This window comes from Candidatus Accumulibacter cognatus (assembly GCF_000584975.1).
Taxonomy (GTDB): Bacteria; Pseudomonadota; Gammaproteobacteria; order Burkholderiales; family Rhodocyclaceae; genus Accumulibacter; species Accumulibacter cognatus.
The window spans coordinates 61,197-83,121 of record NZ_JDST02000005.1; the positions used below are offsets into that span (position 1 = coordinate 61,197).

Consider the following 21,925-nt stretch of genomic DNA (forward strand, 5'->3'; position numbering starts at 1 on the left):
ATCGTTCAAGCCTTGCTTGCCCCCTTTGACCCTGGAGCCCGACTTGACCCTGCTGCCGCTGCCGCCTGGCCTGATGCTCGTGCATGGCAACCAACCCGAGATGCTGCGCGACCTGGTCGTCGAGTGGATGAAGCGCCATCCGCTGGCGCCGCTCGAGAATGAGGTCATCCTGGTGCAGAGCAATGGCATTGCGCAGTGGCTCAAGCTGGCGCTGGCCGCCGATGTGGGGAAGGGCGAGGCAGCCGGGGGCTGCGGGATCGCCGCGGCGCTCGAGATCTCGCTGCCGTCGCGCTTCCTGTGGCGAGTCTATCGCGCGCTGCTCGGGCGTCAGGCGGTGCCGGAGAATTCGCCGTTCGACGAGTCGCGGCTGCTCTGGCGTTTGCTGCGGCTGCTGCCGGAAGTGATGAACGAACCGGAGTACGCGCCGCTGCTCGCCTTCCTCGGCCAGGACGGCGATCGGCGCAAGCGCTTTCAGTTTGCCGGGCGCCTCGCCGATCTCTTCGATCAGTATCAGGTGTACCGCGCTGACTGGCTGGCGGCCTGGGAGACGGGCCAGGATGTCCTGATCGACGCCCGCGGACGCGCAGTGCCTCTGGCCGAAGGACATCGCTGGCAGGCAGCGCTCTGGCGCGCCTTGCTGGCCGACGTGCGGGCACGGACCAGCCGATCCGGCGGCTCGGGGGCGAACGCGGCGGCGAATGCCGGGCGGGCAGGCGTGCACGCGGCCTTCCTGCGTTGCGCCGCGCGCTGGCCCGAGGGCGAACGCCCCGCCGACTTGCCGCGCCGGGTGATCGTGTTCGGCATTTCGAGCCTGCCGCAGCAGTCTCTGGAAGTGCTCGCGGAACTGGGACGCTGGACACAGGTGCTGATGTGCGTGCATAACCCCTGTCAGTATTTCTGGGCCGACATCGTCGCCGATCGCGACCTGCTGCTGCACCGCGGGCGTTCCCGCCAGGCGCGGCGGCCGAGCGTTCCGGATCTCATTGTCGACGAACGACTGCATCTGCACGCACAGCCGCTGCTCGCCGCCTGGGGCAAACAGGGGCGGGATTTCATCGGCCTGCTCGAAGCACACGACAATGATGCGGCGCGCGCCGGCTACCTGCCGCATTTCGCCGCCATCGGGCAGCGCATCGAGCTGTTCAAGGACTTCGGCGGTGCCACCCTGCTGCAACAACTGCAGGACGACATCCTCGAATTGCGCCCGCTGGCCGAGACGCGCGCGCACTGGCCAGCCGTCGACCCGGCGCGCGATGCTTCGATCCGTTTTCATGTCGCTCACAGCCCGCAGCGCGAAGTCGAGATCCTGCATGATCAACTGCTCGCCGCCTTCAATGCCGACGCGACGCTGCGCCCGCGCGACATTCTCGTCATGGTGCCCGACATCGATCGCTACGCGCCACACGTGCAGGCGGTATTTGGCCTGCTCGAAGCAAGCGATGCGCGCTACCTGCCGTTCAGCGTCGCCGACCAGGGCCGGCGCCAGGTTGATCCGCTGCTGCAGGCGCTCGCAAAGCTGCTCGATCTGCCGCAGTCGCGCCTGGCGGTCAGCGATCTGCTCGACCTGCTCGAGGTGCCGGCGCTGCGGCAGCGCTTCGGCATCGCCGAAGACGAACTGCCGCAATTGCAGCGCTGGATCCGGGGCGCCAACATTCGCTGGGGTCTGCACGCCGAGCAGCGTGCCAGCCTCGATTTACCGCAGCACGCCGAGGCGGCGGCGCCGAACACCTGGCTGTTCGGCTTGCGGCGGATGCTGCTCGGCTACGCTGTCGGTGCCAGTGCCGCGGCCTGGCAGGGGATCGCGCCGTACGATGAAATCGGCGGCATCGATGCCGCGCTGCTCGGCCCGCTGGTGCAGTTGTTCGACCGCCTGGACGCCACCTGGCGGAGCTTGCGCCAGCCCGCGACCGTCGACGTCTGGTGCGTGCGCCTGCGCGCCCTGCTTGCCGGCTTCTTTGCTGCCGAGGACAGCGGCGACGCCTTCACCCTGCTGCAGCTCGACAGCGGCCTGCAGCGCTGGCAGGACGCCTGCGACGAGGCGGCCCTGGTCGAGGAGCTGCCGCTGTCGGTGGTCGGCGAGTCCTGGCTTGCCGGCCTCGATGAGGGAGGACTGTCGCAGCGCTTCTTCGGCGGCGTCATCACCTTCGCCACCCTGATGCCGATGCGCGCCATCCCGTTCCGGCGGATCTGTCTGCTCGGCATGAATGACGGCGACTACCCGCGCACGCGCACACCGATGGACTTCGACCTCATGGCGCTGGACTACCGGCCAGGCGACCGCTCGCGCCGCGAGGACGATCGCTATCTGTTCCTCGAAGCGCTGCTCTCGGCGCGCGATGGCCTGCATATCTCCTGGGTGGGCCGCAGTATCCACGACAACAGCGTGCGGCCGCCGTCGGTTCTGGTCGGGCAGTTGCGCGATCACCTGGCCGCGGGCTGGACCCTGGCCGGTCATGTCGGACCAGCCGGGAAAGGGGGCGAAGCCCTGCTCGCGGCGCTGACCGTCGAGCACCGGCTGCAGCCCTTCAGCCCCGACTATTTCCCGGCGCTTCCGGAGGAAACCAGACTGTTCACCTATGCGCAGGAGTGGCAACCCAAAGCCGAGGCCGCCGCCGACGCGGGTGCACCGGAGGCGGACAGAGTCTTGCCGCTGCTGCTGCGTGAAGAGCCGCTGTCGCTGCGCGATCTCGGCGACTTCCTTCGGCAGCCGGTCAAGGCCTTCTTTCGGCAGCGCCTCGGCGTCTCCTTCGAGATCGACGATCCGGTGAGCGACGATCAGGAACCCTTCGAGGTCGATGGCCTGGGCCGTTGGCAGTTGCAGGACGAGTTGATCCGGGCGCAGGTCACTGCGCTCGAACAGGCGCAGGACCTTGCGGCCGCACGCAATGACCGGCTTGCCGACATCCGGCGGCGCGGCGATCTGCCCGGTGGAGCCTTTGGCGATGCCCTGGCCGACGAGCTGCTGGCGCCGATGGACGATGTCCTGGAGCGCTATCAGCGTGCGCTCGCGCGCTGGCCGTTGCCCGTCGATGGCGAGCAAGAGATCCGCTTCCAGGTCAGCAGTCAAGGGCAGGAACTGGCGATCGCCGACTGGCGCGGTGGACTCCGCTGCGATGGCGATGGCCGGCGCGGTCGGGTCGTTCTCGAAACGAGTGATCTGGTCAGGAACCATCAATATCGCGGCGAAAAGGTCATCCGCCACTGGGTCGAGCATCTCGCCCTGCACCTCGACAGTGGGCCGCTGAGTACCGAGATCATCAGCAAGGCCGGCGATGTCACCCTGCCGCCACTGACGATCGAACAGGCCCGCTGCCAACTGAGAAAACTTCTGATCGCCTGGCAGCAGGGAATGCAAAGGCCGCTGCCGCTGGCGGCCAGGACGGCGTTCGCCTATCTCAAGGGGGGCGACGATGCGGCGCGCAAGGCATACCAAAGCGCTTACCAATCTCTGGGCGAAGTGGACAGCGATCCCTATCTCAAACGCGCCTATCCGGATTACGACGCGCTGCTGGCCAAGGGGGAGTTTCACGCACTTGCCGAGATGCTCCTGCGCCCGCTGTTCGAGGCAATCCCGGCCAGCAAGGAGAAAGTCGGCCGGGCGGAGAAGAGCGCGGGAGGGTCCGCATGAGTCCCGCCGCACTGACGATGGCGCCCGGCACGGCCGTCGAAATGCTCGATCCCTTGCGTTTCCCGCTGCATGGCAGCCGGCTGATCGAGGCCAGCGCCGGCACCGGCAAGACCTTCACGATTGCCGCGCTGTATGTCCGCCTGGTGCTGGGTCATGGCGCGGAAAACGCTTATGCGCGCCCTCTCACGCCACGCGAAATTCTCGTCGTCACCTTTACCGAGGCGGCGACGCAGGAGCTGCGCGACCGCATTCGCGTCCGTCTGGCGCAAGCGGCCGCCTGTTTCAGGGTCGATGCCAGCGATGACTCCAGCGAAAACGACAGGACCGTTGCCGACGAGCTGCTGCGTGCGCTGCGCCAGGAGTACACGCCGGAACAATGGCCGGCCTGCGCCCGCAAGCTGCAACTGGCTGCCGAAGCGATGGACGAGGCGGCCGTCTCGACCATCCACGCCTGGTGCCAGCGCATGCTGCGCGAACACGCTTTCGACAGCGACAGCCTGTTCACCCAGACACTCGAAACCGATCAGCACGAGCTGCTCGCCGAAGTCGTTCGCGACTACTGGCGCAGCTTTCTGGCGGCGCTCGACCGTGAGGCGGTTGCCGAAGTGCGGAAATGGTGGTCGGGTCCCGAAGCCTTGCAGGATGGCATCAGGAATCTCGTCGCGCATGCGGATCGGCTTGCCGAGTCGCCGCTGTCCCCGGCGGAGGCGCTGCGGAGCAGCCTGAGCGAGCGGCGCCGCCGCCTGGCTGAACTCAAGGCGCCGTGGGCGGAATGGGTGGATCAGTTGCGGGCCTTTCTCGACAACGCGGTCGCAGGAAAGCAGGTGGATGGACGCAAACTGCAGGCCCGCTTCTACCAGCCGTGGCTGGAGACGCTGCGCGCCTGGCGGGACGACCTGGACATGCGGCGGCCCGATCTCCAGACCGGCTGGACTCGCCTGACCCCTGCCGGACTGGCCGAAGCCTGGAAAACGGCTCCCCTGCCGGAGCACCCCGCACTGACCGCAATCGCCGGTCTTTCGGCCGCGCTGCAGGCCTTGCCCGACGCGCGCACCGACCTGCTCCGTCACGCGGCACGCTGGGTGGCGCAGCGCTTTGCCGACGAGCAGGCGCGCCGTGCGCAGATGGGTTTCAACGATCTCCTCACCCGGCTCGACGTAGCGCTGCACGCGCCTAGTGGCCAACGCCTCGCCGACAACATCCGTCAGCAGTTTCCGGTGGCGTTGATCGACGAATTCCAGGATACCGACCCGGTCCAGTACCGGATTTTCGATGCCGTGTACCGCGTTGCGCAGAGCGTTTCCGACAGCGCGCTGATCCTCATCGGCGATCCCAAACAGGCGATCTACGCCTTCCGCGGTGCCGACATCCACACCTATCTGGCGGCCCGCCGCGCCTGCGTCGAGCGGCTCTACACGCTGAACAAGAACTACCGGTCGACCAGGGCCATGGTCCTGGCGACCAATCACTGCTTCACGGTGGCGGAAGATCGTGCGAGCGGTTCCGGCGCTTTCCTCTTCCGCAGCGGGACGGACAATCCGGTGCCCTTCATCACCGCCGAGGCACAAGGCCGCGCCGATGCACTGCAGGCCGACGGCATGCCGGTGCCCGCACTCACCGTCTGGCACCTGCCGCTGAATCCGGATGGCAAACCCCTGGGCAGGACCGTCTATCGCGAACAGATGGCAGCCAGTTGTGCCGGCGAAATGGTGCGCCTGCTCAATCTCGGCCAGGCGGGACGGGCCGGCTTTGCTGGCCAGAGCGGCCTGCAGAGCGTGCGCCCGGCCGACCTCGCGGTACTGGTCAACAGCCGCGGTGAGGCCGATACGATGCGCAGGGCACTGTCGCAGCGCGGAGTGCGCAGCGTCTATCTCTCGGACAAGGATTCGGTTTTCGGGAGCAGCGAGGCTGGCGAGCTGCAGCACTGGCTCGCCGCCTGCGCCGAACCCGACGACGGGCGCCTGCTGCGCAGCGCGCTGGCCACCGCCATTCTGGGCCTGAGCTGGCGGGAACTCGACACGCTCAACCACGACGAGATCGCCTGGGAAGCGCGCGTCCTGCAGTTTCGCGGCTATCGGGACTGCTGGCGTCGCCAGGGCGTGCTGCCGATGCTGCGCCGGCTGCTCAACGATTTTCAGGTGCCGGCAAGGCTGCTCGGCTGCGGCGATGAGGGTGGCGATGATGCGGGCGGGGCGGTCGACGGCGAACGCACACTGACCAACGTGCTGCACCTTGCCGAACTGCTGCAACAGGCGAGCGCGCTGCTCGACGGCGAGCACGCGCTGATTCGCCATCTTGCCGAACAGCGGCGCGATGCTGCCAGCACTGGCGGTGACGCGCGCCAACTGCGCCTGGAGAGCGACGCCGATCTGGTGCAGGTGGTCACCGTGCACAAGTCCAAGGGGCTGGAATACCCGCTGGTCTTCCTGCCCTTTGCCTGCACCTTCCGGGCAAGCGACGCCAGGGATCTGCCGTTGAAATGGCATGATCATGACGGATGCCTGCAACTCGCGCTCGCCGCCGACACAGGCATCGTCGATAAGGCAGACCGCGAGCGCCTCGGCGAGGACCTGCGCAAGCTCTATGTCGCCCTGACCCGTGCGCGTTACGCCACCTGGATCGGCGTCGCGCCGCTCAAGGATCTGGAGCGCAGCGCTTTCGGCTACCTGCTGGGCGGCAGCGAGGTGCTGGCAGCGGCTGCGCTGCCGCAGGCGCTCGCAGCCTGGCGCGACCACTGCCCGCATATCGCCCTGGCGCCGGCGCCTGCCGCCAGCGCTGAGCGATTTCTGCCGCAAGCCTCGGCGCGGCTTGCCGGTCCGGCACGTCGCTCGGCGCGCGCACTGCGCGAGCACTGGTGGGTTGCCAGCTACTCGGCGCTGAAGACCATCGGCGAGGAGCAGGCTGCGGTATCCACAAGCGCCGCCGACACACCGGTGGAAGACATTTTCCTGGAAACCCGGGCAGCGCAGAACGCCGCGGCCGTTGCGGACGGTTCGCCGCCGCCCGGCGCAAGCACGGCGCGACCGGCGATTCCCGCTCCCGGCTCGCTGCACGATTTTCCGCGCGGTGCCGAGGCTGGAACCTTTCTCCATGACCTGCTCGAGTGGTCGGCCAAACAGGGCTTCGGCCGGGTCGCCGGAGAACCGGCGCTATTGCGCGACCTGATCGCTCGCCGCTGCCAGACGCGCGGCTGGCAGCACTGGATCGAACCTTTGCAGGCCTGGCTGCTGCATTTCCTGACGACGCCGCTGCGGCTGCCGGCGCTGCCCGGCGTGCCGGCGACCTCGCCGGTGCTGGCCGGTCTGTCATCGTCGATAGCCGAGATGGAGTTCTGGCTCGCCGCGCATACAGTCCAGACGACCCGCATCGATGCGCTCGTCCGCCAGCACACGCTCGCCGGCGCCACCCGTCCTGCGCTGCAGCCGGATGAACTGAACGGCATGCTGAAGGGCTTCATGGACCTCGTTTTCGAGCACCAAGGTCGCTACTACGTGGCCGACTACAAGTCGAACTGGCTCGGTCCCGACGATGCCGCCTATACACCGGCGACAATGGGTGCCGCGATTCTGCACGCCCGGTACGAGCTGCAGTACGTCCTCTATGTGCTCGCACTGCATCGCCTGTTGCAGGCGCGCCTGCCCGATTACGACTACGAGCGACATGTCGGCGGCGCCGTGTATGTCTTTCTGCGCGGCGTGCACGCGCCGAACCAGGGCCTGCACTGCGAACGTCCGCCGCGCGTCCTGATCGAAGCGCTCGACGCCCTGTTCTCCTGCTGCCGCACGAAGGAAACGCCATGAGCCATGCCCCCTTCGATACCCAGGCGGCGCTGCAGGCGGTGCTGGCCAGTTGGGCCGAACGCCGGTGGCTGCGCCCGCTCGATGCCGCATTCGCCGATTTTCTCTGGCGCGAAGTTCCCGACGCGCCGCCGTTCCTGATCCTCGCCGCCGCGCTTGCCAGCCACCAGCTTGGCCGCGGTCACGCCTGCCTCGATCTGGCAGCGACGCTCCAGGCACCGGCATTGGCCCTGTCGCTGCCACCCGAGGGTGAGGAGGGGAGGGATGTGCTGGCCACGACGGAGCCGCCACCGTTGCCGGCCGAGGTACTGGCCGGATGGAGCCTTGATCGATGGCAGGCAGCGCTCGATCATCCGCTGCTGGTTGGTTGCGGTGCTGGCGACACGCCACTGGTGCGCGTCGGTCCACGCCTCTATCTGCGTCGTTACTGGCAATACGAACAAGACGTACACCGTGCCATCGAGCGGCGGCTGGCGCGGTCGGCGACGCTGCAGGCCGCGCTGCCGCTGGACATCCTGCGCCCTATCCTCGACGGGCTGTTTCCGCCCGCAGCGGCCGGCGAGGCCGGGGCTAGCTGGCAGAAGATGGCCTGCGCACTGGCGGCGTGCAGCGGATTTTGCATCCTCACCGGCGGTCCGGGAACCGGCAAGACGACGACCGTGGTTCGCCTGCTGGCGCTGCTGCAGGCGCTGGCGCTCGCCGCGCCGTTGGCCGGAGAGCCGCCGCGGCCGCTGCGCATCCGGCTGGCGGCGCCGACCGGCAAGGCGGCGGCGCGCCTCAACGAATCGATCGCTGGCGTGGTGACGCGCCTGTCGCTGGCCGGCTTCGAACAGGCGGAAGCGGTGCGCGCCGCGATACCGGTGAAGGTGAGCACCCTGCATCGCCTGCTCGGCAACCGGCCGGATAGCCGGCATTTTCATCACCACGCCGGCCATCCGCTGGCGCTCGACGTGTTGGTGATCGACGAAGCGTCGATGATCGATCTGGAAATGATGGCTGCCGTGCTGGCTGCCCTGCCGGCATCGGCGCGGCTGATCCTGCTCGGCGACAAGGATCAGCTCGCTTCGGTAGAGGCTGGCGCCGTGCTCGGCGAACTGTGCCGGCACGCGCGCGCCGGACGGTACACTCCGGCGACGCGCGACTGGCTGGCGGCGGCCAGTGGTGAACGCATCGACGAGAGCCTGGTCGACGAGGCGGGCAGTGCGCTCGCGCAGACGGTGGTCATGCTCCGTCACAGTTACCGCTTTTCTGCGGCGAGCGGCATCGGCCAACTGGCTGAGGCGGTGAACGCTGGCGACGCGGTGCGGGTCAGCGAGGTCTGGCGGCACACCCATGCCGACCTCGCCCTGCTGCCGCTGGATGCTGCTGACGAAACACGGTTCGCGGCACTGGTCATCGACGGGGCTGTGGCAGGGCCGGGTGCCAATCCGGCGCCCCCCGCCGGGCTTGCCCAGACGGCGTTTCGATACGGCTATCGCCATTACCTCACGACTCTCTCCGAGGCCCGGCCCTCGTCTGTAGCGAATCAGAACGCAATCGACGACTGGGCGCGCCGGGTGTTGCGCGCGCATGGCCAGTTCCAGGTGCTGTGCGCGCTACGGCGTGGACCCTGGGGGGTCGCCAGTCTCAACCAGCGCATTGCCCGCGTGTTGTGTGCAGCCGCCCTGATTCCGGCCAGCGCCGGCTGGTACCCGGGCCGCCCGGTTCTCGTCACCCGCAACGACTACGGTCTTGGGCTGATGAACGGCGACATCGGCATCACCCTGGCGCTACCGCCTGCGGCCGACCAGGAAACGAAACTGCGGGTTGCCTTTCCCGCTGGCGACGCCGGCCAGGGAATCAAGTGGATCTTGCCGAGCCGCCTGCAGGCAGTGGAAACAGCGTATGTCCTGACCGTGCACAAGTCGCAGGGATCGGAATTCGGCCACGTCGCGCTGGTCCTGCCGGCCACGCCGAGTCCGATCCTCACCCGCGAGCTCCTCTATACCGGAATCACCCGCGCCCGCGCTTTCCTGACGCTGGTCATGCCCGGTCCATCCCGGCTGCTGGATGTCATCGTGCAAAGACAGGTGCTGCGCGCGAGCGGCCTGCTGGCTGAGTGAGGCCGATGGTGAGAACGGCGAATCAGGCCTGCTCAACCGGCGGCGCAACCTTGAAGACTTCGGCGAGAGTGGTCACGCCGGCAGCAACCTTCATCGCTCCGGAAATGCGCAGGGGTTTCATGCCCTCCCGGTAAGCCATGTCACGAATCTTGGCGATATCCTTGTTTTCACTGATCGCCAGCTTGATATCCTGCGACAGGAGCAGAATCTCGTACAGTCCGACACGCCCGAGGTAACCGGTCATTCGGCATTCGAGACAGCCGATCGGTCGGTAGAAGCGCGCCGGACGATTCGATTTCCAGGGCGCGACCAGTTGATCCCACATCTTTTCCTCGACCGGGCTGGCCTGATGCACCTGCTTGCAATGCGGGCAGAGGATGCGTACCAGGCGCTGCGCCATGACGCCGAGTACCGTCGCGCCAAGCAGATACGAGGGAACGCCGAGATCGAGCAGGCGCGTGATCGCTGCCGGGGCGTCGTTGGTATGCAGGGTCGACAGCACGAGATGGCCGGTGAGGGCGGCCTGGATCGCCACCTCGGCGGTTTCCAGGTCACGGATTTCTCCGATCATGATGATGTCCGGGTCCTGCCGCATGAGCGCACGCACGCCTTGTGCGAAACCGAGGTCGATGACATTCTGTACCTGCATCTGATTGAACGCCGGTTCGACCATCTCGATTGGATCTTCGATGGTACACACGTTCACTGCCGGGATGGCGAGCTGCTTCAGCGTCGAATAGAGCGTCGTGGTCTTGCCGGAACCGGTGGGGCCGGTCACCAGAATGATTCCATTCGGCCTTTCCGACATCTCCTTCCAGCGCGTCTGGTCGTCATCGGTGAAGCCGAGGTCGGCAAAACTGCGGACCAGGACATCCGGATCGAAAATCCGCATCACCAACTTTTCGCCGAAAGCGGTGGGTAGCGTCGACAGACGCAGTTCGGCCTCCAGGCCATCGGCAGTGCGAGTCTTGATGCGGCCATCCTGCGGGCGCCGTTTCTCGACCACGTCCATGCGGCCGAGAATCTTGACGCGATTGACCATCGCCGCCATGACGCTCATCGGGATCTGGTAGACCTGATGCAGAACTCCGTCGATCCGGAAACGCACGATACCGATTTCGCGCCGTGGCTCGATATGGATGTCGCTGGCACGTTGGTCGAACGCATACTGCCAGAGCCAGTCGACGATGTTGACGATATGCTGGTCATTGGCATCGAACTGGCGATTGGTGCGGCCGAGTTCGACCAACTGCTCGAACGATGACAGGTTGCCGGTTGGTCCGCCGAGCTGGGCGGCTTTTTTGACCGAGCGTGCGAGATTGTAGAACTCGACCAGATAGCGCGCGACGTCGACCGGGTTGGCAATCACCCGGCGGATTTCCTTCTTGACGATCGCCTTGATCTCCTTCTCCCAGTCCCGCAGGAAAGGCTCGGTCGTCGCCACCACGACTTCACGTGTCGTCACCTGAATCGGCAGCATGCCATAGCGCGTCGCATAGGCACTCGACATGACCTCCGTCACCGCCGTGAAATCGACCTTCAGCGGGTCGATGTGCTGGTACTCGAGGCCGACCCTGCGCGCCAGCCACTCGCCGAGTTCTTCGAGAGTCAATGGCCGATGCGGCTCTTTCTGCGTCTTCCACTTCTGATCGGCAATGATCACCAGAGGATGCGCCGCCAGACGCTTGAGGCGACTCTCCTTCACCAGATTATCGGCGTCGGGCGCGCTGACCAGGCCATCCTCAAGCAACCATTTGAGGACTTCCGCCAGCGTCAGGCGATGTTCATGGACGGTGTTGACCACAGCTTGGGACGCTTGGGACATTTCAGTGTTCCATGTGGATGTTCGAGCATCAGGCACTATACCGGACAGTGCCCCCGTGGCTCAATGCCGGCAGCCGGGCGGTGTGTTAATGCGAAAGTCGCGTCAGCGAACTCACGAACCTTCCCTTTCGACTCGCGGGAGAGGAGGGAAACGGTCATGACTTTCATGATCAAGGGTGTCTGGAATAGTCATGGCCGTTAGTTGGTTTCCTGACGGCACGCCAATCCCCGCCGCTCGCCAGAGCGCGAGTTTTCGCTCAAAAGCCAGGGTATACGCCGGACTGGTCGAAGGCAGGACGCAGGTTTCGTAGCCCTGCTGCTGAAACCAGACGGCACATCTGCCGGCGGTCTGGCCGTTGAAGAAGACGCGCCGCAAGGCTGGCGCATCGCGACGCAATCCTGCAAAATCGTTGAGCACCGGCGACTGGATCGCGGTGTCAAGTGCGCCCTCGCGCCGGCACTGGCGATAGACATCCCAGACCCCGATGCCATGCTTGAGCAGACGCCGCTGCTTGTCGGCGTAATCGAGTTCGGGCAAGGGCTCGGCGAGAAGGGCACCGAACAGGCGCCAGAACTGATTCTGGCGGTGCGCATAGTAATGCGCTGCCGCCAGCGAGGCCGGCGAAGGGAAACTGCCGAGAATCAGGCTCCCCACGCCGGCATCGAGAATCGGCGGCAGACCATGCAATAGCGCCGGCCCGCCGCCGGTGATCAACGGCCGCTGCCCAGCGAGAGAGCGAGCATCAGGTCGTTGATGCGCTTGACGAAACCGGCCGGGTCATCGAGCGAACCGCCTTCAGCGAGCGTCGCCTGCTCAAGCAGCAGATTGGCCCAGTCGTCGAAACGGGTCTCTTCGTATTTCAGACGCTGTACCGCCGGATGCTTCGGGTTGATTTCCAGGATCGGCTTGCTCGCCGGCGCCTGCTGGCCGGCGGCCTTGAGGATGCGCTGCAGATTGCCGCCGAGGTCGTACTGATCGGCCACCAGGCACGAAGGCGAATCGGTCAGGCGATGCGTGGCGCGAACGTCCTTCACCTTGTCACCCAGGGTCGTCTTGATCTTCCCGAGCAGTTCCTTGTACTCGTCGGCAGCCTTCTCGGCCTCTTCCTTCTCGGCCACATCCTCGAGCTTGCCGAGATCGAGCCCGCCCTTGGCCACCGATTGCAGCGGTTTGCCGTCAAACTCGGTGAGATGACCGGTGACCCATTCATCGACGCGGTCGGAGAGCAGGAGCACTTCGATGCCTTTCTTGCGGAAAATCTCGAGGTGCGGGCTGTGCCGGGCGGCGGTGAAGGTTTCCGCGGTGACGTAGTAGATCTTCTCCTGGCCATCCTTCATCCGCGACACGTAAGCGGCGAGCGAGACGTTCTCGTCCGGCGTATCGGCATGTGTCGAGGCGAAGCGCAGCAGTTTGGCGACGCGATCCTTGTTGGTGAAATCCTCGCCGACACCTTCCTTGAGCACGCGGCCGAATTCCTTCCAGAATTTTGCGTACTTTTCCTTGTCGGCCTCCTCTTCACTGTCGGCAAGGCTTTCGAGCAGGCCGAGGACCTTCTTCACGCAGCCACCACGAATGCTCTCCATGTCGCGTGACTGTTGCAGGATTTCACGTGAGACGTTGAGCGGCAGATCGTTGGAGTCGACGATCCCGCGTACGAAGCGCAGGTAAAGCGGCATCAGCTGCTCGGCGTCGTCCATGATGAAGACGCGACGCACATAGAGCTTGATGCCATGGCGGGCGGTACGCTCGAAGAGGTCGAAGGGCGCGCGCGACGGGATGTACAGGAGTTGCGTGTATTCCTGCTTGCCTTCGACACGGGCGTGCACATGCGCCAGCGGATCTTCGAAATCATGCGCGACATGCTTGTAGAACTCCTTGTACTGCTCGTCGCTGATCTCCGATTTGGGGCGAGTCCACAAGGCTGAGGCCTGGTTCACGGTTTCGTCTTGGTCAGTGACGACCTGCGCCTTCTTTTCCTCGTTCCATTCCTCCTTCTTCATCACGATCGGCAAGGTGATGTGGTCGGAATACTTGCGGATGATCTCGCGCACTTTCCAGTTCGACAGGAACTCGTCCTCGCCTTCACGCAGGTGCAGGGTCACTTCAGTGCCGCGCTGCGCCCGTTCGATCACCTCGATCGTGAAATCGCCCTCTCCCGACGATTCCCATCGGATTGCCTGATTGGCTTCGAGGCCGGCACGGCGGGAAAGCACCGTGACCTTGTCGGCAACGATATACGACGAATAGAAACCGACGCCAAACTGGCCGATCAGATGCGCGTCCCTGGCCTGATCGCCAGTCAGTGCCGCAAAGAACTCGCGCGTTCCCGATTTGGCGATTGTTCCGAGGTGCTCTACCGCTTCTTCGCGCGACAGACCGATGCCGTTGTCGGAGATGCTGAGTGTCCGTCCGTCCTTGTCAAAAGAGACTCGGATCTTCAGATCGCTGTCGTCACCGTAAAGGCCGGCATTGTTCAAGGCCTCGAAGCGCAGCCTGTCGCAGGCGTCGGAAGCGTTGGAGATCAGCTCGCGTAGAAAGATCTCCTTGTTGCTGTACAACGAATGAATCATCAAATTCAGCAGTTGTTTGACTTCTGCCTGAAAACCGAGGGTTTCCTTCTGTGCACCCATGCGAGACTCCGTGAAAAACGTTGAAAAAGAATGGCTGGCAGCGCCAGGCAAGCGCAATGCAGCAACAAATGGGGACGGAGCCTGCGATTTCAAGCCCTGGCGGCAAGATCACCGTCGCCGCCAGGGTCGGTCAGTCGTCGATGCTCAGGGAATCGATCCCTGAGCACTTCAACTTTCGATGCCCAGATATTCGACGCAGAGCACTTCGACCTCGCGCCAGCCGGCCGGGCTCTGAAAACGGACCGTATCGCCCGTCCGTGACTTGAGCAGCGCGCGTGCCAATGGCGACACCCAGCTGATGCGTCCGCGCGCGAAATCGGTTTCGTCGACGCCGACGATCTGGTAAGTGCTTTCAAGTCCCTGCTGGTCACAGATGGTCACCGTCGCACCAAAGAAAACCTGATCGGTGTTTGCCCGCGTCAGTGGATCGACAATCTCGGCCAGATCAAGGCGTTTGGTCAGAAAGCGGATGCGCCGATCAATCTCGCGCAGCCTCCGCTTGCCATAAATGTAATCAGCATTCTCGGATCGGTCGCCATTCGCTGCCGCCCATTGCACGACGGACACGACCTGCGGGCGATCGACGCGCAACAACCGCTCGAGTTCCGCGCGGATGCGCGCGTGTCCGCCTGGGGTAATGTAGTTGCGAGTCCCTTCCGGCAACTGCAAGACGAAATCAGTAGCCGATATTGAAAGCGGCGACATCGATACGCACGGTATCGCGCCCCAGGGCCAGCGCGGTGTAACGGGCAAAACGGGTCGCCCAGTCCTTGCCGTCGATGAAGCGCCGCTCGCCACCGTACCGGGCGACATTGAGAATCTTGTCAATGATCAATACCTTGCCCATCGGATTGCTGGGTTCACATTCAAGGTCGGCAAATTCTTTGTCAAACCAGCGGCGCGCTTCTTCGGGAGAACCGACGGCAAGTTCGGTATGGGAGAACTTGAACTCGTACTGCCTTTCCCGCCCAAACGAAACGATAATGTGGTAAACCATCTGCCTCCTCCCGGCGGTGTCTCAAAGTTACAAATGCATCCTCTATTCTATTCGCAAAAGTACCTCAGGCTGCAAGTCCCAAGCGCGCGGCGAGTTTTTTGAGGGCGGCAATCATCGCGCCGCCGTTGTTTTTTGTCGTTAGCGCGCCTACCATAGCTTCCAGGTCAAGCCTTTTCGTCGCCGCCATCGCACATCCGTGATCGCCTGGCGGGCGTGCAGGATAACTGGCTCACCGTCGTTTCTGGCATGCTCGTCCACTGGGCGTGGCAAGCCTTGACCGGTTCATCCGACTCACAACCTGGGGATATCGCCAATCATGCTGACCCAAGAACAGATCGCTGCAAACCGCGCCACCCTGCAAGAATTGCGGATCGAACATCACGATCTCGGCCAGGTGATCGATCACCTGATGCAGAACCCGCCACCCGACGACCTTCTGGTTCGACGTCTCAAGAAACGCAAGCTGCTGCTCAAGGATCGCATCGCGCTTCTCGAGCACCTGAGTGAGCCGGAAGACCGGGCCTGATCCGACGGTCCACCATGCTGACAAGGCGCGTATGCAACTGACCGTCTCTGGCCAGCGCTGCCGCCTGGGCACTGGCGGCCAGCGATTCGATCCGGCGTGCTCGCGCTGGCCGCCGCTGCTGCTGATCCACGGGGCCGCCAATGATCGCGATGCATGGCAGCAGGTTGCCGGCGGTCTGGCCGCTGCCGGCTGCGCGGTTCTCGTTCCCGACCTGCCTGGGCACGGCCTCTCCAGCGGACCGCCCTTGCGCAGCATCGAGGCACTCGCCGACTGGCTGCCGCGGCTGCTCGATGTCGCGGCTGTCGAACAGGCCATCCTGGTCGGTCATTCGATGGGCTCACTGATTGCGCTCGAGTGTGCCGCACGCCATCCGCAACGCGTGCACCGGCTGGCGCTGCTCGGCTCCTCAGCGCCGATGCCGGTGGCCGAGGCCTTGCTGGGACGCGCCGCAACCCATCCCGACAGCGTCCTTCGAATGATCAACGAGTATTCGCTGACCCGGCAGTTCCAGCTTTCCGGCGGCACTGGCCACGGCATCTGGGGGCCCGGCGTGACTCTGGCGATCATGCGCCGAAGTCCGCCGGGCACGCTGGCGATCGACCTCGCCAATTGCAACAACTATGCGCGCGGTCTCGAAGCCGCAGCCCAGGTTTCATGCCCGACACTGTTGCTGGTTGCCTGCCGCGACCGCATGACACCACGCCGCAACCTGCCGGCGCTGCAATCGGCCCTACGCCAGGTGCTGCGCGCCGAGATTCCCGACTGCGGGCACGCCATGATGAACGAACAGCCGCAAGCAGTCGTCGAACAGCTCCTGAGCTTCCTCGCCAGCCCGGCGGACACCGCTGGCCAGGGCCGCTAGCGCTGCTGGGCGCTCGAGCGCGCCAGCACGACGACTGCGGCGAGGATGATCGCACCACCGGCGATCTGCCAGCTGCCGATCGCCTCGCCAAGAAATATCGCTGCCAGAATCACAGTGACCACCGGTTCGAGCGTCGACAGCGTCGCCGCATCGGCTGCACCCAGCCGCGCCATGCCGGCAAAGAAGGTGATCATCGCCACCACTGTCGAGAACAGCGCGATGCCGCCGATGGCCGCCCAGGCCGCCGGCGAGGCCGGGAAAGCTGCGCCGCGCGACAGCACGATCAGCCCGAACACCAACGCTGCCGAGAGCATGATCACCGTTGCTGCCGGCATCGCTCCGACCAGCGGTGTAACGCGCTCGCCGACCAGGATATAGACCGAGTAGATCAAAGCCGCCCCGATTCCGAGCAAAATGCCAAGAACACTGCCGGCGAGGCTGCCGCCGACGGCAAGACCAGTACCGAACAGCGCCGCCGCCACCGCCAACAGGCGCAGTGGCGACAGTCGCCGCTGCGCCAGCAGTGCCGACAGCACAGTGACGATCGCCGGATAGAGGTAAAGCAGCAGCGCCGTTAGGCTGGCCGTCGCGTACTGCAGGGCGGCGAAGTAGCAGAACGACTGAGCGACGTAGCCGATCCCTCCCATCGCCACCAGCAGCAGCAGATTGCGGCCGCGTGGCCACACCATCCCGCGTACGCGCATCAGCAAGGCCATCATCAGGCCGGCCAGCGCAAAACGCAGGAACAACATGCTTGGCAGATCGACACTCTCGGCGTAAGCCAGCTTGGCGAAGATCGGCATGGCTCCAAAACCAGCCGCCGAAGCGACGATACAGACGAAACCGCCAAGGCGCGTGCCTGCGCCAGGAACAGGGGGAACCATCAATGGAACTCGGAAACGGTGCCGCCGTGGCAGCGCGGGTGAAAGAATCCGGACAGTTTGCGAAGCCTGCCGGTACTGCGGAAGATGAATGATGACATAAGCCTTGCCGAGAACCTATACTCAGATCAGGTGACAGGCCGTAATCGCCGGCTCGTCAGTGCCGAGCGTCGGGTGTGTTGTCGGGGGGTGTTTATTGCAGCCCGCTGCGGATCGTCCTGTGTCGCCTGTACAGTTCTTGGGAGATCGTGATGTCCGAAAAAACGCATCCACCCGCGCCGGACCCAGCAGCGATGCCTTGGCAAGCGCCAAAGCAGCGGCGACGTTTCGCGGCGCCGTGGCGGGCACTCTTGTCCACTCTACTGTTAGTAACCCACGCTGCCGGAGCTGCCGACATGGACTACAATCGCGCGCGAATGCGCATGGTCGCAGAGCAATTGAGCGCCAGCACGCGCGGCATCAGCAATCCCGCGGTGCTCGAGGCGATGGCCACGGTGCCGCGGCATGAGTTCGTTCCGGCCCAGTTCAGGCGCTACGCGTATGACGACCGACCGCTGCCGATCGGCTATGCTCAGACCATCTCGCAGCCCTACGTGGTTGCCTTCATGACAGAGAAGCTGGAACCGCAAGCAAACGAGCGTGTGCTGGAGATCGGAACTGGCTCGGGTTACCAGGCGGCAATTCTGGCAGGTCTGGTGAGTGCCGTGTACAGCATCGAAATCGTCGAGCCATTGGCCGTCCGGGCACAGGGCGATCTGGCCCGGCTCGGCTACGGCAATGTCAGCGTGCGACACGGCGATGGTTACCTGGGCTGGCCGGAGGCGGCGCCTTTCGACGCCATCATCGTCACCTGCGCCCCCGATCACGTCCCACAGCCGCTGATCGACCAGCTCAAGGAGGGCGGCCGCATGGTCATTCCGGTCGGAGAACTCGATGATCAGAACCTGTATCTGCTGCGGAAACGGGGAAAGGCGCTGCAGCGTGAAGCCATCCTGCCGGTGCGCTTCGTACCGATGACCGGCACCGCCAGCCGCCGCTAGAAGCCTGTCGGACTTTCCCCCGCTATACCCAGTCGTCGTTGCGCGTGCTGCGGTTGGCCTTGGGGCATTGGAATCTTTGCTGGCGGCCGAACGCCTGCTCGGCTGCGAAGGTCTTTTCTCATGATGAAAAGAGATCCTCGAAAAAGGTCCAGGATAAATTTGTTCTGCCCGTAACCCATTGATTTTAAGTTTTTCCGGCGGGGTTAAGCGAGCATCGAGTCGGTCACTCAAAGGAGGGTCAGGGTTAGCAGCCTGATTGGATTGACGAATCTGGATTCCGGCCCGCTCCCGAATGACGATCTCTCAAAAAGAACAAATTACCCTCGAAAAAAGCCGAGTGAATGTTGACGAACCCACTGCTAGTGGCTAAACTGCCCGCCTGCATGTTCCTCGATAGCTCAGTCGGTAGAGCGTCGGACTGTTAATCCGTAGGTCCCTGGTTCGAGCCCAGGTCGGGGAGCCAAATGAATCAAGCAGTTAGGCCGCTCTAGAGGGTGGCCTTTTTGCTTTCTGTCTGTCGTGTAGCCACTATTTAGCCAAATCCGGGCAATCCGAATCAACGTCAGGCTAAGACCCGGCTCGGTGGCAACCGCCAGACTTCGTGTGGTACCTGATCGGACGCCTAAAGCTTGGCCTGAGCCACCGGCCCGAACACCGTACCCGACAAACTCTTCATCACGTCGTCCAGCGCACTCTTGTGGCCGAGCTTGGACGGAAGCATCGACGCCTTCAGCGCTAGGGCGTCCAGTTCCTACCACAGTAGGTCACACCCTTCTCGGTTTTCGGGCTTTCGGTCGGCTTCATCGGCACCAGCAGGATGAGGAAATCTCCACCAGCTTCCGCTTAATCGACCTGCCGCCGGTATTCTGCCCATTCCTCGGCCGGGGCGTCGCTCGCTCAGCATGCACACAGGTTGTCGGGGCTTCGGCAGCAGCACGTCTTCCAGTCGTGCCATGCGACGTTTCAGGGTACTCATTCCAGTGCTTGCTCGGGCAACAGAAGCACGCAGCACGGACGGCGATCGGTACGAGCCAGTGCTTCGACCTTCACCCGTTCCACGAAGTCGTCTTCGGCTTCGTCTAGGGCGTGTCATCAAGTTGATTTCGAGGCCCTACTCTAGCTCCCGCCGTATGCCGGAGTGCAGCCGGTCGAACGGCGGGTGCGCCCGGAGGAACTCGATGGGGTCCATGCTCAGGACGGACGAGGCACGTAGTACCGCGCTCCGGTGCTGCCGTTTCCTTCTCGAATCTTCATCCCGACCACGGCGCCGCGTGCGTCGCGCCGGAGCTTGAGGGTCAGGTCGTTGCGCCGGCCCGGGCCGTACTCGGTGCGCACGCGGAACGTGTCTCCCTCCGCGCCGCGCAGCTCCCAAGTTCTTTTCAGCGCGATCCGCTACTGGCCGAGCTGGAAGGCGTGGGCCGCGTCGGGCCCGAACGTGACCGTTCTGCCGTCATAGATGGCCTCGAAGGGCACGCCGCCGCCGGGGTCCTTCGCATAGACCCAGACTCTCTCGATGGGTTTCGCGTACGCAGGATCGGGCCTGGCGGCCTGCTCGTGACGCGGCGCGTCTTCGCGCCCGGGCGGCGAGGCAAAGGCAGACGCAATGGTGGCGACGAGGGCTGCCGCAACGAGGGCCGGCGTGAAGCAGCAGGGGCGGGAACGCATCATCGGTCCTCCTGCGGGGCTCATACCCGCCATGACCACTTCGCCGCAGAGAAGGCCCCTCCGCCTGACGGTGCTGCTGGGCGTCCTGGCGCTCGTCGGCCTCGCGGCCGCCTCGACGCGAGCCGAGCGGCTCGCGTATGCCGCTCTCCAGGCCGGCCTGGGTCTGGCCGCCTTCGGCGCGGCCTGGTGGCTGCACGGCCCGGAGGTCTCGGGCCGTACTTCTACGTGGTGCGCGGCATCCGGCTTAAGGGTCGGCGCGTCGTCTCCATCGGTTATGCGTACAAGGCGGCCGGTGCAGCCTTCATCCTGACGGGTATCGGGTGCGTGGCGGTGTGGCTGATGCCCGGCCTCGCCGGGTGCTAGGCGGCCGCGCTTCATTCCGTCGCCGAACCGAACACCTCGCACATCGTCAGCCGGCGCACCTCGTCGAGCGTCACACGTGAGAGTCCTTCCCAGTCGGTCTCCTCCTCGAACGGCTCGTAGTCGTGTTCGTACCGGCGTTCGTACAGCGTGCCGCACGAGGGACACCGGTAGAGGCCGCCGCGCGTGTCGACGGTGGTCACGGGTTTCAGGCGAGCCGCCGCCGCCGGCAGCGAGTACCCCTTCAGGGGCGATCCGCCGACCGAAGGCCCCAGCTCGGCGCACAGCCCACAGTGATCCGGCTCGGTCCCGAAGCGCGCGGCCGCCAGGTCGTCGAGCGCCCGCTCGACAGCCTTGAGGGCGCGATCCTGCTCGGTCTCGGCGATCGCCGGCAGTTCCAGCCACGCCCGCACGGTATTCTGCAGGTGCAACGGAACCCGCCAGCTGCCGGTCCAGTACTTCAGGTGCTCGCGCGGTACGCCGTGCCGGGCGAAGTCCGGGCAGGACTGCTCGAGATCCCATCCATGGGACGACCGCCAGTACAACCGTCCTGCCCGCGCGCGGACGCCGCGCTTGCGGTCCGTCGTCCAGCAGACTTCCGCATCGGACACGTGGTGCGACGAGAGGAACTCGAGCTCGTCGACGAGCTCTCGAGTTCTCCCCAACGGCCGGGGGACCGCCGTCCGCACCTCGCGCAGGACGACGGCCGCCGCGTCGAAGGACCGCGACGCCCAGGTGCGGAGCGCCGCAGCCGCGTACTGGTTCACTCTTTCGCGGATCTTCGCCAGCAACACGGGCAGGGCCGGTGTGAGGTCCGCGCCGGCGAAGGCCGCGGCTTCGAGTGCGTGCTGCGCCCACATGGCGTCGAGGTCCGTGGTGTGCGGCCGCGCCGCGACCAGTGCCAGCGCCGGTACGGCCGGGGCGATGTCGGTTCCGGCCCACGCGGCGTGGCACAGGTCGAGCGCCGCGTGACAGCGCGTGCGGGGATCCTCGCTGGCAAGCTTCGCGATCCTCAGGTTCCGCTGAATGGCGGTGAGCCGGGGGCTGGTCGGCACGGGGAAGGCCCGCCTACCGGGACTCGACCTCGACGGCGGCGGCCGCCGCGTCTGGCACCAGGCCGTCTATGCGTCTCACGTCGAGGTGGCCGACGTCGTCGACCGTTCCGCGCCAGTAGCCGATCAGCCGCACGACGCAGCGGCGGCCCGCCGCGCAGAGGTCGCGGGCCCGGTCTGCGAGCGCTACTCCCATCTTCCCGTCGTCGAGCTGCAATCGGGTCGCGGCGGCGGCGCCCGACGGACCGAGGCGCGCGTCCACGATAGACAGGCGATACTCGTCGAGCGCGATCGACACCGGCAGCCGGACTCGTATCGGCGGCGATGCGGTTGCCAGGCGGTTGAGGAAGTCCAGCGCGGCCGCGACCGGCTCCAGGGCAGCTGCGCGCTTGAACTCCTCGGCCTGGCGGAATGACGGAACGTCGACCCGCTCCGCGAGCCACGCCCCAACAGGCGCCCAGCCTGCCAGGGCCAGGGCTCCGCAGAGCATGACATTGTGGCCTCGCCGGCGGGTTGTGGGGGGATTCACGCGGCGATGTTATACTGAAATAGGTCACAAA

The 21,925-nt window shown here is 65.1% G+C and carries 15 protein-coding genes, 1 tRNA gene and 1 pseudogene; 7 read left to right on the forward strand and 10 right to left on the reverse strand.

Annotation, left to right across the window (positions count from 1 at the left end):
- Positions 1–73: 73 nt before the first annotated feature.
- From recC to recD, 3 genes are read left to right on the forward strand one after another with little or no spacing between them, the layout of a single operon-like run.
- On the forward strand, positions 74–3,628 hold the full coding sequence (gene recC / locus AW06_RS01540) for an exodeoxyribonuclease V subunit gamma (protein ID WP_273704280.1): 3,555 nt from the start codon (positions 74–76) through the stop codon (positions 3,626–3,628).
- On the forward strand, positions 3,625–7,428 hold the full coding sequence (gene recB, locus AW06_RS01545) for an exodeoxyribonuclease V subunit beta (protein ID WP_034944489.1): 3,804 nt from the start codon (positions 3,625–3,627) through the stop codon (positions 7,426–7,428). Before recC ends, recB begins: the two co-directional genes overlap by 4 nt.
- Positions 7,425–9,527 carry an exodeoxyribonuclease V subunit alpha gene (gene recD / locus AW06_RS01550; RefSeq protein ID WP_034944492.1) on the forward strand — a complete coding sequence of 701 codons (2,103 nt, stop codon included), beginning with the start codon at positions 7,425–7,427 and terminating at the stop codon, positions 9,525–9,527. Before recB ends, recD begins: the two co-directional genes overlap by 4 nt.
- A gap of 22 nt (positions 9,528–9,549) precedes the next feature.
- Here the strand turns inward: recD and AW06_RS01555 are convergent, their stop codons facing one another.
- The 6 genes and pseudogenes from AW06_RS01555 to AW06_RS19645 all read right to left on the reverse strand — a co-directional run bounded on the left by AW06_RS01555 (position 9,550) and on the right by AW06_RS19645 (position 15,166).
- Positions 9,550–11,352 (reverse strand): GspE/PulE family protein, encoded by a 1,803-nt coding sequence (locus tag AW06_RS01555; RefSeq protein ID WP_034944495.1) that lies wholly within the window; start codon positions 11,350–11,352, stop codon positions 9,550–9,552.
- Between the two features lie 234 nt (positions 11,353–11,586).
- Positions 11,587–12,063: pseudogene (locus AW06_RS01560) on the reverse strand (DNA-deoxyinosine glycosylase); the annotation flags it as partial.
- Positions 12,063–13,982, reverse strand: coding sequence for a molecular chaperone HtpG (htpG, locus tag AW06_RS01565; protein ID WP_034944497.1), 1,920 nt, complete (start codon positions 13,980–13,982; stop codon positions 12,063–12,065). The gene htpG and the pseudogene AW06_RS01560, both read right to left, overlap by 1 nt.
- 168 nt (positions 13,983–14,150) lie before the next feature.
- On the reverse strand, positions 14,151–14,687 hold the full coding sequence (greB, locus tag AW06_RS01570; protein ID WP_046536278.1) for a transcription elongation factor GreB: 537 nt from the start codon (positions 14,685–14,687) through the stop codon (positions 14,151–14,153).
- Positions 14,659–14,979, reverse strand: coding sequence for a hypothetical protein (locus AW06_RS01575; protein ID WP_034921550.1), 321 nt, complete (start codon positions 14,977–14,979; stop codon positions 14,659–14,661). Before AW06_RS01575 ends, greB begins: the two co-directional genes overlap by 29 nt.
- Positions 14,980–15,043: 64 nt before the next feature.
- The gene (locus AW06_RS19645; RefSeq protein WP_273704279.1) at positions 15,044–15,166 is read right to left on the reverse strand and encodes a hypothetical protein; all 123 of its coding nucleotides are present in this window, start codon (positions 15,164–15,166) and stop codon (positions 15,044–15,046) included.
- Between the two features lie 129 nt (positions 15,167–15,295).
- On the opposite strand from AW06_RS19645, the gene AW06_RS01580 reads away from it, so the two are divergent.
- Together AW06_RS01580 and AW06_RS01585 are read left to right on the forward strand one after the other, a co-directional pair.
- Positions 15,296–15,505, forward strand: a complete 210-nt coding sequence (locus AW06_RS01580) for a DUF465 domain-containing protein (RefSeq protein WP_034944500.1) — start codon at positions 15,296–15,298, stop codon at positions 15,503–15,505.
- 31 nt (positions 15,506–15,536) lie between these two features.
- A complete protein-coding gene (locus AW06_RS01585) occupies positions 15,537–16,367 on the forward strand; it encodes an alpha/beta hydrolase (protein ID WP_034944564.1) in 831 nt (276 codons plus the stop codon).
- Here the strand turns inward: AW06_RS01585 and AW06_RS01590 are convergent.
- The gene (locus AW06_RS01590; protein WP_034944503.1) at positions 16,364–17,251 is read right to left on the reverse strand and encodes a DMT family transporter; all 888 of its coding nucleotides are present in this window, start codon (positions 17,249–17,251) and stop codon (positions 16,364–16,366) included. The genes AW06_RS01585 and AW06_RS01590 overlap by 4 nt on opposite strands.
- 392 nt (positions 17,252–17,643) lie before the next feature.
- On the opposite strand from AW06_RS01590, the gene AW06_RS01595 reads away from it, so the two are divergent.
- Both AW06_RS01595 and AW06_RS01600 read left to right on the forward strand, forming a co-directional pair.
- Positions 17,644–18,288: a protein-L-isoaspartate(D-aspartate) O-methyltransferase gene (locus tag AW06_RS01595; protein WP_046536279.1), complete on the forward strand. Its 645-nt coding sequence runs from the start codon at positions 17,644–17,646 to the stop codon at positions 18,286–18,288.
- Between the two features lie 387 nt (positions 18,289–18,675).
- Positions 18,676–18,751, forward strand: a tRNA-Asn gene (locus tag AW06_RS01600).
- 929 nt (positions 18,752–19,680) lie between these two features.
- Here the strand turns inward: AW06_RS01600 and AW06_RS01605 are convergent.
- From AW06_RS01605 to AW06_RS01615, 3 genes are all read right to left on the reverse strand, one after another.
- Positions 19,681–19,956: a hypothetical protein gene (locus tag AW06_RS01605; RefSeq protein ID WP_034944506.1), complete on the reverse strand. Its 276-nt coding sequence runs from the start codon at positions 19,954–19,956 to the stop codon at positions 19,681–19,683.
- Between the two features lie 371 nt (positions 19,957–20,327).
- Positions 20,328–21,368 (reverse strand): hypothetical protein, encoded by a 1,041-nt coding sequence (locus AW06_RS01610; RefSeq protein ID WP_034944509.1) that lies wholly within the window; start codon positions 21,366–21,368, stop codon positions 20,328–20,330.
- Between the two features lie 13 nt (positions 21,369–21,381).
- Positions 21,382–21,855 carry a hypothetical protein gene (locus AW06_RS01615; protein ID WP_034944511.1) on the reverse strand — a complete coding sequence of 158 codons (474 nt, stop codon included), beginning with the start codon at positions 21,853–21,855 and terminating at the stop codon, positions 21,382–21,384.
- Positions 21,856–21,925: the final 70 nt, after the last annotated feature.

What these genes read in the sequence shown, in the direction of transcription:
- recC (WP_273704280.1), top strand. Translation starts at nt 74, where the DNA reads ATGCTCGTGCATGGCAACCAACCCGAGATGCTGCGCGACCTGGTCGTC.
- recB (WP_034944489.1), top strand. Translation starts at nt 3,625, where the DNA reads ATGAGTCCCGCCGCACTGACGATGGCGCCCGGCACGGCCGTCGAAATG.
- recD (WP_034944492.1), top strand. Translation starts at nt 7,425, where the DNA reads ATGAGCCATGCCCCCTTCGATACCCAGGCGGCGCTGCAGGCGGTGCTG.
- AW06_RS01555 (WP_034944495.1), bottom strand. Translation starts at nt 11,352, where the DNA reads ATGTCCCAAGCGTCCCAAGCTGTGGTCAACACCGTCCATGAACATCGC.
- htpG (WP_034944497.1), bottom strand. Translation starts at nt 13,982, where the DNA reads ATGGGTGCACAGAAGGAAACCCTCGGTTTTCAGGCAGAAGTCAAACAA.
- greB (WP_046536278.1), bottom strand. Translation starts at nt 14,687, where the DNA reads ATGTCGCCGCTTTCAATATCGGCTACTGATTTCGTCTTGCAGTTGCCG.
- AW06_RS01575 (WP_034921550.1), bottom strand. Translation starts at nt 14,979, where the DNA reads ATGGTTTACCACATTATCGTTTCGTTTGGGCGGGAAAGGCAGTACGAG.
- AW06_RS19645 (WP_273704279.1), bottom strand. Translation starts at nt 15,166, where the DNA reads ATGGCGGCGACGAAAAGGCTTGACCTGGAAGCTATGGTAGGCGCGCTA.
- AW06_RS01580 (WP_034944500.1), top strand. Translation starts at nt 15,296, where the DNA reads ATGCTGACCCAAGAACAGATCGCTGCAAACCGCGCCACCCTGCAAGAA.
- AW06_RS01585 (WP_034944564.1), top strand. Translation starts at nt 15,537, where the DNA reads ATGCAACTGACCGTCTCTGGCCAGCGCTGCCGCCTGGGCACTGGCGGC.
- AW06_RS01590 (WP_034944503.1), bottom strand. Translation starts at nt 17,251, where the DNA reads ATGGTTCCCCCTGTTCCTGGCGCAGGCACGCGCCTTGGCGGTTTCGTC.
- AW06_RS01595 (WP_046536279.1), top strand. Translation starts at nt 17,644, where the DNA reads ATGGACTACAATCGCGCGCGAATGCGCATGGTCGCAGAGCAATTGAGC.
- AW06_RS01605 (WP_034944506.1), bottom strand. Translation starts at nt 19,956, where the DNA reads ATGATGCGTTCCCGCCCCTGCTGCTTCACGCCGGCCCTCGTTGCGGCA.
- AW06_RS01615 (WP_034944511.1), bottom strand. Translation starts at nt 21,855, where the DNA reads ATGCTCTGCGGAGCCCTGGCCCTGGCAGGCTGGGCGCCTGTTGGGGCG.